The organism is Ornithinimicrobium sp. (assembly GCF_051004135.1).
Lineage (GTDB): Bacteria > Actinomycetota > Actinomycetes > Actinomycetales > Dermatophilaceae > Ornithinicoccus.
This window is the reverse complement of the sequence record NZ_JBPCKQ010000214.1, coordinates 18,620-28,521: the sequence shown is the minus strand read 5'-3', so window position 1 is coordinate 28,521 and position 9,902 is coordinate 18,620. Positions and strand designations below refer to the sequence as shown.

Genomic DNA, 9,902 nt, shown 5'->3' with positions numbered 1-9,902 from the left:
ACACCGGGGAGCGCGACGATTTCGGCAACTACATTTACGTCGACGTGCCCGTGGACCTGCGCGCGGAAGTGTCCCCGTTGCAGTCCTCGGAGGCGCTTGACCGTTACGACCAGGTGCCTTCATCGAGGCTCCGCGTGACCCTGCCAGTGACCCTCCCTGACGACCTGTGGACCGGGAGCACGCTCACATGGCGGGGCAGGGTATACGCCTTCGAGGGCACACCGTTGCCGCATGTCATCGGCGGTCGGGTCCATCACCACGAGCTGATCGTGAAGCAACAGTAAGGCGTCAACGCCACCCCGTGCCTTGCTGTGCCTGGGCGTCGGGGAGCGATGGCAGCGAGGGTTTCATTCAGGTTCCCCGTTGACCTGCCAGCGCCAGACAGGCAGTGCCCCTCTAGTGGGGTCACACCGGAGGGGCACTGTTTACGTCACTGCTCGGTCGTCTGCCTAGGGGCAGGTAATGCGCACCCGTTGGGTCCGTGGTTGCAGTAGCCGCCCGGATTCTTATGAAGGTACTGCTGGTGGTAGCCCTCCGCGAAGTAGAAGTCGCCCGCCTGCGAGGCCGAGGTCAGCTCGGTCGTGATGGCGCCGTGACCGTGCTCGCGCAGCACCCCCTGGAACGCCTCGGCGCTCGCGTGTGCCGCCTCCTGCTGCTCCTGGGTGGTCCAGTAGATCGCGGAGCGGTACTGCGTGCCTCGGTCGTTGCCCTGCCGGTCCTTCGTGGTGGGGTCGTGGTTCTCCCAGAACACCTTGAGCAGATCCTCCGGGGCGACCCGGGAGCGGTCGTAGACCACCTGGACGGCCTCGGTATGACCGGTGCGCCCGCCGCATACCTCGCGGTAGGTGGGATGCGGTGTCGACCCGCCCATGTAGCCGACGGCGGTCGTGATCGCTCCCGGCGCGGTCCAGAACAGTCGCTCGGCTCCCCAGAAGCAGCCCATCGCGACGTAGAGCACCTCGGCGTGCTCCCCCCAGGGCCCGTGCAGGGCAGTGCCGAGCACCTCGTGGGTCGAGGGGATGTCGGGTAGCGGCTCGGTGCGACCGGGCGGGGGAGTGGTGTTGAAGATGCTCACGACCGGACAACACCGACGTGCTGCATCCCCATTCCGGCTCGGCCGGTCGGTCGGTCGCATCCTCGCCTCGGGGTGTGGCACCGTGCGGGCATGACCGTCCTCGCCTCACTCAGCCCGGCCGCAGCCGAGGCCGCCGGCGCCGGGTGGTCCGGCGGCGAGCTGGCGCTGCGCTTCGGTGCTCCGATCGCGCTCCTGCTGGTCGGCCTGACCATCTACCTCTACGGCATCACGCAGCGCCGGGAGATCCAAGACGGGGCGCGCTCCGCCGGATCGGTGGACGAGGAGACCGGGATCGCCCTGCGCGCAACGACGAGCCGAGTCCTGTCCGGACTGCTGCTCATGCTGCTGGGCCTGGTCCTGCTGTTCACGGTCATCATCTGGCGGGCGGTGTCCGGGGCGGAGTGACCCACCTGCTCTGTGTCGACATCGGGTCGACCTTCACCAAGGCAGCCCTGGTCGAGGAGACCGGAGGCGTGCTGGTCGCCCGCGCCTCGGTGGCCACCACGGCCGGGTCGGACGTCCTGGACGGCGTCCGCGCGGCTCGGGCCGACCTGGCGGTCCAGGCCGGGGCGGGCGTTCCCGAGATCGAGGACCGTGACCGGGTGCTGATCTGCTCGAGCGCGGGTGGGGGTCTGCGGTTGGCGGTGGTGGGCTACGAGCGGGAGATCACCGCAGAGGCGGGCGGTCGGGTGGGACTGAGTGCGGGGGCCAAGGTGGTGCACGTCGTCGGCGGCGCGCTCGACGGTGCCGCTGTGGCCGCGCTGCGGGCAGTCCGGCCCGACGTGGTGCTCCTGGTGGGAGGGACCGACGGGGGCAACGCCGAGTGCATCCGGCACAACGCCGAGCGGCTGGGCCGGGCGCGGCTGCGGGCGCCGGTCGTCGTCGCCGGCAACCGAGCCGTCCAGGACGAGGTGGCCGGGATCCTGACCGGCGCCGGCCGCCGACACGTGCTCACCGACAACGTGCTGCCCCGGATCGGCGAGATCGCCCCGGTCGCGGCACGCCGCGCCATCCGGGAGGTCTTCCTCCGCCACGTCATCGGGGGCAAGGGGCTCTCCCGGGGCCCGTTGTTCGCCGCCCTGGTGCGCGCGGCGACTCCCGACGCGGTGCTGGACGGGGTGCAGGTGGTGGCCGGGGTCGCCGGAGCGGACGTGATGGTGCTGGACGTGGGTGGCGCGACCACCGACGCCTACTCCGTGCTCACACCGCAGGGTGAGGACGCGACCTTGCGCAAGCATGTGGTCGCACCGATCTGGGCCGCCCGGACGGTCGAGGCCGATCTCGGTATGCGGTGGGGCGCCCTGGGTCTGCTGGCCGCGGCCCGGAGGGAGGGGCTGCCGGGCGCCGACTCGCCGACGCTGGAGGACTGGGTGCAGAGCGTCACTGCCGACCCGGGGCGACTGCCCGCCGACGAGGCCGAACGCCGGCTGGACCTGAGACTGGCCGGCTTCGCCTGCGTGATCGCGGCGCGTCGGCACGGCCGCCCCGCGGCACCCGGCGAGCAGCCGCGCCCGCTGGCCGACGTCGCGCACCTGGTGGGCTCCGGCGGGGCCCTGCGCCACGGCGCCGCTGCGGCCGCGCTCGAGGCGTTGGCGACGGTCACCGCCGACCACGCCGGCGGTTGGCGACCGCCGACCGGTGCGCGCGGCACCATCGACACGGCATACCTGCTGGGCGCGATCGGGCTGTTGGCACCGGATCATCCCGGCCCGGCCCGGGCGCTCGCCGCGCGGCTGGGGCACCCGGACCGCTCGGCCCGCTAGCCTGCGAGGGTGCCCCTGGACCCACCGGTGAGCGTCGCGGACATCCACGCGGCCCGGGCGGTGCTCGCCGGGGTGATCGAGTCGACGCCGATGGAGCACAGCCAGGGGCTCAGCGACGTCGTCGGTGCGCCCGTGCACCTGAAGTGCGAGAACCTGCAGCGGGCGGGGTCGTTCAAGATCCGCGGCGCCTACACCCGGATGGCGGGGCTCGAGCCGGACGAGCGGACCCGGGGGGTCGTGGCAGCCAGCGCGGGCAACCACGCCCAGGGGGTCGCCCTCGCCGGCCGTCTGCTCGGGATCGAGGCCACGGTCTACATGCCGACCGGTGCCGCCATGCCCAAGCTGCTGGCGACCCGGGGGTACGGCGCCCGTGTCCACCAGGTGGGCAGCACCATCGACGAGTGCATCGAGGCGGCCCGGGCCCACGAGGAGCGCACCGGCGCGGTCTTCGTCCCACCGTTCGACCACCCCGACATCGTGGCCGGCCAGGGCACCTGCGGGCTGGAGATCCTCGAGCAGGTCCCCGATGTGCGGACCGTGCTGGTGTGCACCGGCGGCGGTGGCCTGCTCGCCGGGATCGCCACCGCCGTGTGGGCGCGACGCCCCGACGTGCGCGTGATCGGGGTGCAGGCCCAGCAGGCGGCGGCGTGGCCGGCGTCGCTGGCTGCCCGCCACCCCGTGCCGCTGACCCGGATGGCCACGATGGCCGACGGGATCGCCGTGGGGCGCCCGGGCGACGTGCCGTTCGCGGTGCTTCAGCAGGCGGACCGGCAGGTCGAGATCGCGACGGTCGCCGAGGACGAGATCGCCCGCGCCCTGCTGTTCTGCCTGGAGCGCGCCCGGCTGGTCGTCGAGCCCGGCGGAGCCGCGGCCGTGGCCCACCTGCTGTCCGGGCGGGTGGGGACCCTACGCGGCCCGGTCGTGGCGGTGCTGTCCGGCGGCAACGTCGACCCGCTGCTGCTGCGGATCATCCGCACCGGACTCTCGGTCTCCGGCCGCTATCTCCAGCTGAGCGTCCGGGTCCCCGACCTGCCCGGCTCCCTGGCGCAGCTGCTGACCCATCTGGCCGGTCAGCACGTCAACGTGCTGGACGTCCAGCACGCCCGCACCGAGGTGTCGTTGCACGTGCACGAGGTGCAGATCGCAATCACCGTGGAGACCGAGGGTCACGAGCACTCGGACCGGGTGCGCCAGGGGCTGCGCGAGCAGGGCTACCTGCTGGCTTCCCTGCCCGGCACGTAGCCGCGCTGAGGTCCGCTCAGGGCTGGTAGGGCTTGGCGGCCAGGATCTTGACCTCGATGGAGGAGCCGTTGGGCGCTTCGTAGGACACCGTGTCGCCGGCTGAATGGCCCATGATCGCCTGGCCCAGCGGCGAGTTCTCGCTGTAGACGGCGAGGTCCTCGCCGTTGCCGAGGATCTCGCGGCTTCCCAGCAGGAACTGCTCGGTGTCCTCGAACATCTCCACAGTGATGACCATGCCGCCCTCGACGATGTTGTCGTCCGGCGGCGCCGAGCCCACGGCGGCGTTGTCCAGCAGGTGCTGCAGCTGACGGATGCGGGCCTCCATCTTGCCCTGCTCCTCCTTGGCTGCGTGGTAGCCACCGTTCTCCTTCAGGTCGCCCTCGTCGCGCGCGGCCTCGATGCGATGAGCGATGTCGACGCGTCCCGGCCCGGACAGCTGCGCCAGCTCGGCGCTGAGCCGGTCGTAGGCCTCCTGAGTCAGATAGCTCGACGATGCCTTGGCCGTCTCGGTCACGATGCTCACTCCTCGATGTGGACGAATGTAGATCTGGTCGCACGGGGCTGGTCGCGGCGACCGGCGCCCCATGCAGAAAGCCCGGGCGAAGGACCTCTGTAGCGGGGTCATGCGTGCCCGGACCGTGCTGGAAACCCTTAGTTTACCCCTTGTGGCCCCCGTGTCCAGCAGGTCGACGGCGGCGGGGTCAGTCCTCGTCCGCGTAGCGACAGCGCTCGACATACCCGGTGACCGCGGGCCCGGCCGTCCGCACGGTGGCGACGTGCCTGCTCGGCGAGCTCGCGACCGGTCCGATCGTGGTCTCGACGCTGCCGACCACGGTGTGTCGCACGTCCTGTGCCTCCAGCAGGCACACGACACTGCGCGTCGGGTCCCGGGTCAGGTCGAAGCGCACGTCGACCCGGTCATCGGCCACGATCTGGTGTCCCGTGTCGACCCAGTGCACCCGCCCGAGCGTGGCGGAGAGGCCGAACCACACCGCGACGGCGCTCATCGCCAGAACACCGACCACGCCGACCACCCACCAGGTGCGCGCGGAGGACCCGGTGCGGTCGGTGGGGGTGCTCATCCGGTGGGACTCCGTCCAAGGGGTGCGAGAATCGGAATGATTGTCTCGCACCGTGCGCTGCATAGAGCAGCCGGCTGCGAGCGAAGCCAGACGACGAGGAGTAGTGGTGAACGAGGGTCTGCGACTGATGGCGGTGCACGCGCACCCGGACGACGAGTCGTCCAAGGGGGCGGCCTCCACGGCCATGTATGCGGCGAGCGGGGCGGAGGTGATGGTGGTGTCCTGCACCGGCGGGGAGCGCGGCGACGTGCTCAACCCCCGGCTGCAGCACTCCCCGGAGATCGAGCGGGACATGCCGCAGGTGCGGCGACGTGAGATGGCGGCGGCGGCCCGCATCCTGGGTGTGCAACACACCTGGCTCGGCTTCGTCGACTCCGGGTTGCCCGAGGGCGACACGCTGCCGCCGTTGCCCGAGGGCTGCTTCGCGCTGGAGCCGATCGAGGTGACGACCGAGGCGCTGCTCCGGGTGATCCGGGCCTTCCGGCCACACGTGCTGACCACCTACGACGAGAACGGCGGATACCCCCACCCCGATCACATTATGACCCACACGGTCGGCATGGCCGCGTTCGCGGCTGCAGGGGACCCCTCGGCATACCCCCATGCAGGGCTTGCCTGGCAGCCGCAGAAGGTCTACTACTCCGGCTTCTCGCCGCAGCGGCTGCGCAAGCTGCATCAGGCGATGCTCGACGCGGAGCTGGACTCACCGTTCGTCGACTGGGTCGAGCGGATGAGCAAGTGGCCGGAGCGGGCGATCCACACGCACGTGCCGTGCAGTGACTACTTCGAGGTCAGGGACGAGGCGCTGCGCGCGCACGCGACGCAGGTCGACCCGGGCGGGCACTGGTTCAAGATCCCGATGGACCTGCAGCACCGGGTGCACCCCACGGAGGACTACGAGCTCGCCCGGTCCCTGGTGCCGGTCGATCTGCCCGAGGACGACCTGTTCGCGGGTCTGCCGCGCGGCACCGAGCTGGACGAGGTATGCCGTCGGCCGGCCGAGCGGGACGAGCGAGGTGAGCTCGTGCTGGCTTACCGGTCCCCGGAGCCGACGCCGGAGGAGAGTGAGGCGGCAGCGCCCTCCTCGAGCGTCGACGGTGACGAGGAGGCGCAGGAGCAGCAGGAGCAGGAGGAGCGCGCCTCGTGAACCCCTCGGACGTGGAGATCACGGCGGGGCTCGGCGGCTTCCTGGTGCTGTTCGGGCTGGCCCTGGTGCTGTGGTTCCTCGGCCGCGACCTCAGTCGCCGGCTGCGCAGGATGCGTCAGTCGGAGGCGGAGCACCACCCGCAGACCGAGGCGACCACGGCCGAGACGACCACGGCCGTCCAGGACCCGCCCACGACCACGGCCGAGCAGGACCCCTCGACGAGCACGGCCGAGCAGGAACGCTCGACGACCGACCCGCCGGTCAGCCCACCGCGGCCGTAGCGCCGTAGACCACGAGGTAGACCGCTACGCAGTGCGAGGAGAACGCCGCCACGGTGAAGGCGTGGAAGATCTCGTGGAAGCCGAACCAGTCCGGTGAGGGGTTGGGCCGCTTGAGCGCGTAGACCACAGCACCCAGGGTGTAGAGCAGGCCACCGGCGGCGAGCAGGATGGTCACGGCCGGTCCGCCACGGGTCCAGAACTCGTCGAGGAAGAAGACCGCGACCCACCCGAGGGCGATGTAGATGGGGGTGTGGATCCAGCGCGACGCGCTGGTCCAGAAGACCCGGAAGAGCAGTCCGGCCAGGGCCCCCGTCCAGGCGATGGTCAGCAGCGCCGTGCGCTGGCTGCCCTCCAGGAGCAGCACGGCAAAGGGCGTGTAGCTGCCGGCGATGATCAGGAAGATGTTGGCGTGGTCGAGGCGCTTGAGCACGCCCTTGGTCACGGGGCTCCAGCGGCCGGTGTGATAGATCGCTGAGGTGGCGAACAACAGCACAGCGGTCGTGCCGAAGATCGCGGCCGAGATGCGCCCGGCGGTGGTGGGAGCCAGCGAGATCAGGAAGATCGAGGCGGCAAGCGTCAGGGGCGTCATCCCCAGGTGCAGCCAGCCGCGCAGCCGAGGCTTGACCGTGGACGCGACCTCGCGGGCCGCCTGGGCGAACTCCGCGGCGTTCTCGGCGGGTCCGGACTCGTCCCGGAGCTCCGGCTCGGCATCGGGATCTCGCGGCGTGGCCCGGCTGGCACTCATGCTCGGAGCGTAACGCTACGCCACCGTAAGTTACTACTCCGTAACCCTGATCTCGGGGAGTTGCCAGCGAGTTCACCGGGAGCGCCCAGGACGGGCCGAGTAAGTTGGCGCCCATGCGGTCTGTGCGCGGTCTGGTCTATCGGGCCTACAACCGATCGCTGACCAAGCACCTGGATGGCGAGCGGCTTCCTCGTCACGTGGGGGTCATGCTCGACGGCAACCGGCGCTGGGCGCGGCTGCGCAACGCCGCCGCCTCGGACGGCCACCGGGCCGGTGCCGACAACATCAAGCCGTTGCTGGAGTGGTGCGAGGAGGCCGGGGTCGAGCTGGTCACCCTCTGGCTGCTGTCGACGGACAACCTGGGCCGTGACGTCACCGAGCTGGACCCGCTGCTGCGGATCATCGAGGACGTCGTGGCCGACCTGTCGCAGGCCAGGCGGTGGCGACTGCACGTCGTCGGGGCCCTCGACCTGCTGCCCGAGCGCACCCGTGCGTCGTTGCAGACCTCGGCGGTGGCCACCGAGGACCTGGACACCATGCTGGTCAACGTGGCCATCGGCTACGGCGGGCGTCAGGAGATCGCCGACGCGGTGCGCTCGCTACTGGCCGAGCACGCGCAGCGGGGGACGCCGCTGGACGAGCTGGCAAGGACGGTGCAGATCGAGCACATCGCCGAGCACCTCTACACCAAGGGACAGCCGGACCCCGACCTGGTGATCCGGACCAGCGGCGAGCAGCGACTCGGTGGCTTCCTGCTGTGGCAGAGCACGCACAGCGAGTACTACTTCTGCGAGGCGTACTGGCCGGACTTCCGCAAGGTCGACTTCCTGCGAGCGCTGCGAGCCTATGCCGAGCGTGAGCGTCGCTTCGGCAGCTGATCCGGTGACGGCGGGGTGGCCGGCTGGTGACAACTGCCCGACACGCCGCCGAAACGCCTGTCCAGGTGTCGCGCATCAGGTGGCCCACGACATACCGTCGGATCAGGACAGCGCACCCGGTGCTGTTTCTCGGGAGGCTCATCCAGATGGAGCGACTGCTCTGGGCGGGGGGCCGGAGCCGGCCTTGCGCGAGCGATCGCAGGGCCCGGTCCCGGTCACCTCATCGCCACGACGCGTAGCCCCCGGGCGCGCGTCCAGGGAGTCGACATGACCCGTACCCCCACCACCTCATCCGCGCCGCACCTGCAGCAGCCCGCCGCCGTGCCGTCGGCGCAGGGCGACACGCCCGGGCGGACCAAGACCTACGTCGTGGACACCTCCGTCCTGTTGTCGGATCCACGATCGATGCTGCGCTTCGCCGAGCACGAGGTCGTGCTGCCGGTCGTGGTCATCTCCGAGCTGGAGGCCAAGCGGCACCACCCCGAGCTGGGGTATTTCGCCCGGGAGGCGCTGCGGGTGCTGGACGACCTGCGGGTGCAGCACGGCACCCTCAGCGAGCCGGTGCCGGTGGGGGAGTGTGGCGGCACGGTGCGAGTCGAGCTCAACCACACGGACCTGCAGGCCCTGCCGGCGGGCTTCCGGCTCGGCGACAACGACACCCGCATCCTGGCGGTCGCCACCAACCTGGCGGGCGAGGGCTGCGATGTGACGGTGGTCAGCAAGGACCTGCCGATGCGCGTCAAGGCCTCCGCGGTCGGCCTCGACGCGCAGGAGTACCGCGCCGAGCTGCCGGTGGACAGCGGCTGGAGTGGGATGGGTCAGCTCGAGGTCGACGACGCACAGATGTCCAGGCTCTACGAGAGCGGACGACTCGAGCACCCCCTCGCCGAGCAGATGCTGTGCCACACCGGGGTCACCGTGTTCGGACCCTCCGGCAGCGCGCTCGGCCGGGTCTGTCCCGATCGCTCGGTGCGGCTGGTCCGCGGCGACCGCGACGCCTTCGGGCTGCACGGTCGCTCGGCCGAACAGCGGATCGCGCTGGACCTGCTGCTCGACCCGGACGTCGGCATCGTCAGCCTCGGCGGCCGGGCGGGCACTGGCAAGAGCGCCCTGGCGCTGTGCGCCGGTCTGGAGGCGGTGATGGAGCGTCGTCAGCACCGCAAGGTGATCGTGTTCCGTCCGCTGTATGCCGTGGGCGGCCAGGATCTGGGGTACCTCCCGGGCACCGAGAACGACAAGATGGGGCCGTGGGCCCAGGCCGTCTTCGACACGCTCGGGGCCGTCGTCAGCAAGGAGGTGGTCGAGGAGATCCTGGACCGCGGCATGCTGGAGGTGCTGCCGTTGACCCACATCCGCGGGCGCTCGTTGCACGACGCCTTCGTCATCGTGGACGAGGCCCAGTCGCTGGAGCGCAACGTGCTGCTGACGGTGCTGTCCAGGGTGGGGCAGTCGTCCCGGGTGGTGCTGACCCACGACGTCGCCCAGCGCGACAACCTGCGGGTGGGGCGGCACGACGGGGTCGCGGCCGTGATCGAGGCGCTCAAGGGCAATGCGCTGTTCGCGCACATGACGCTGCACCGCAGCGAGCGTAGTCCGATCGCGGCGCTGGTGACAGAGTTGCTGGAGGGAGCTCCTGTGGTGTGAGTGAGCGGGCGGATGTGAGGTTGCCCACCTAGCCTGCCGCAGGGT

General features: G+C 71.0%; 12 protein-coding genes. 8 read left to right on the top strand and 4 right to left on the bottom strand.

The genetic code is table 11. From position 1 onward, the window contains the following. Nucleotides 1–284: hypothetical protein (locus ACR2FV_RS15440; RefSeq protein WP_434016587.1), on the top strand; the 284-nt coding region annotated here is incomplete at its 5' end. Between the two features lie 146 nt (nucleotides 285–430). Here the strand turns inward: ACR2FV_RS15440 and msrA are convergent. Further along, nucleotides 431–1,075 carry a peptide-methionine (S)-S-oxide reductase MsrA gene (gene msrA / locus ACR2FV_RS15435; protein WP_434016586.1) on the bottom strand — a complete coding sequence of 215 codons (645 nt, stop codon included), beginning with the start codon at nucleotides 1,073–1,075 and terminating at the stop codon, nucleotides 431–433. Nucleotides 1,076–1,165: 90 nt separating this feature from the next. Between msrA and ACR2FV_RS15430 the strand changes: the two genes are divergently transcribed. The 3 genes from ACR2FV_RS15430 to ilvA are packed head-to-tail and all read left to right on the top strand — an operon-like array spanning nucleotide 1,166 to nucleotide 4,080. Next, nucleotides 1,166–1,480, top strand: coding sequence for a hypothetical protein (locus ACR2FV_RS15430; RefSeq protein WP_434016585.1), 315 nt, complete (start codon nucleotides 1,166–1,168; stop codon nucleotides 1,478–1,480). Beyond that, nucleotides 1,477–2,838, top strand: coding sequence for a glutamate mutase L (locus ACR2FV_RS15425; protein WP_434016584.1), 1,362 nt, complete (start codon nucleotides 1,477–1,479; stop codon nucleotides 2,836–2,838). Before ACR2FV_RS15430 ends, ACR2FV_RS15425 begins: the two co-directional genes overlap by 4 nt. A 9-nt stretch (nucleotides 2,839–2,847) precedes the next feature. Continuing rightward, complete coding sequence (gene ilvA, locus ACR2FV_RS15420; RefSeq protein ID WP_434016583.1) at nucleotides 2,848–4,080, top strand: threonine ammonia-lyase; 1,233 nt, start codon at nucleotides 2,848–2,850, stop codon at nucleotides 4,078–4,080. A gap of 16 nt (nucleotides 4,081–4,096) precedes the next feature. Here the strand turns inward: ilvA and greA are convergent, their stop codons facing one another. Both greA and ACR2FV_RS15410 read right to left on the bottom strand, forming a co-directional pair. Continuing rightward, entirely contained in the window at nucleotides 4,097–4,594 is a 498-nt protein-coding gene (gene greA, locus ACR2FV_RS15415; RefSeq protein ID WP_434016582.1) for a transcription elongation factor GreA, read from the bottom strand. Between the two features lie 187 nt (nucleotides 4,595–4,781). Beyond that, nucleotides 4,782–5,162 (bottom strand): DUF4307 domain-containing protein, encoded by a 381-nt coding sequence (locus ACR2FV_RS15410; RefSeq protein ID WP_434016581.1) that lies wholly within the window; start codon nucleotides 5,160–5,162, stop codon nucleotides 4,782–4,784. Between the two features lie 106 nt (nucleotides 5,163–5,268). Here ACR2FV_RS15410 and mca point away from each other — a divergent pair, with 106 nt between their 5' ends. Then, complete coding sequence (mca, locus tag ACR2FV_RS15405) at nucleotides 5,269–6,309, top strand: mycothiol conjugate amidase Mca (RefSeq protein ID WP_434016580.1); 1,041 nt, start codon at nucleotides 5,269–5,271, stop codon at nucleotides 6,307–6,309. Continuing rightward, nucleotides 6,306–6,590, top strand: a complete 285-nt coding sequence (locus ACR2FV_RS15400) for a hypothetical protein (RefSeq protein WP_434016579.1) — start codon at nucleotides 6,306–6,308, stop codon at nucleotides 6,588–6,590. Before mca ends, ACR2FV_RS15400 begins: the two co-directional genes overlap by 4 nt. Here the strand turns inward: ACR2FV_RS15400 and trhA are convergent. Continuing rightward, a complete protein-coding gene (gene trhA / locus ACR2FV_RS15395) occupies nucleotides 6,571–7,335 on the bottom strand; it encodes a PAQR family membrane homeostasis protein TrhA (protein ID WP_434016578.1) in 765 nt (254 codons plus the stop codon). The genes ACR2FV_RS15400 and trhA overlap by 20 nt on opposite strands. Before the next feature lie 113 nt (nucleotides 7,336–7,448). Here trhA and ACR2FV_RS15390 point away from each other — a divergent pair, with 113 nt between their 5' ends. Together ACR2FV_RS15390 and ACR2FV_RS15385 are read left to right on the top strand one after the other, a co-directional pair. After that, nucleotides 7,449–8,213, top strand: coding sequence for an isoprenyl transferase (locus ACR2FV_RS15390; protein WP_434016577.1), 765 nt, complete (start codon nucleotides 7,449–7,451; stop codon nucleotides 8,211–8,213). Nucleotides 8,214–8,618: 405 nt separating this feature from the next. After that, nucleotides 8,619–9,857 carry a PhoH family protein gene (locus tag ACR2FV_RS15385; RefSeq protein ID WP_434016590.1) on the top strand — a complete coding sequence of 413 codons (1,239 nt, stop codon included), beginning with the start codon at nucleotides 8,619–8,621 and terminating at the stop codon, nucleotides 9,855–9,857. Nucleotides 9,858–9,902: the final 45 nt, after the last annotated feature.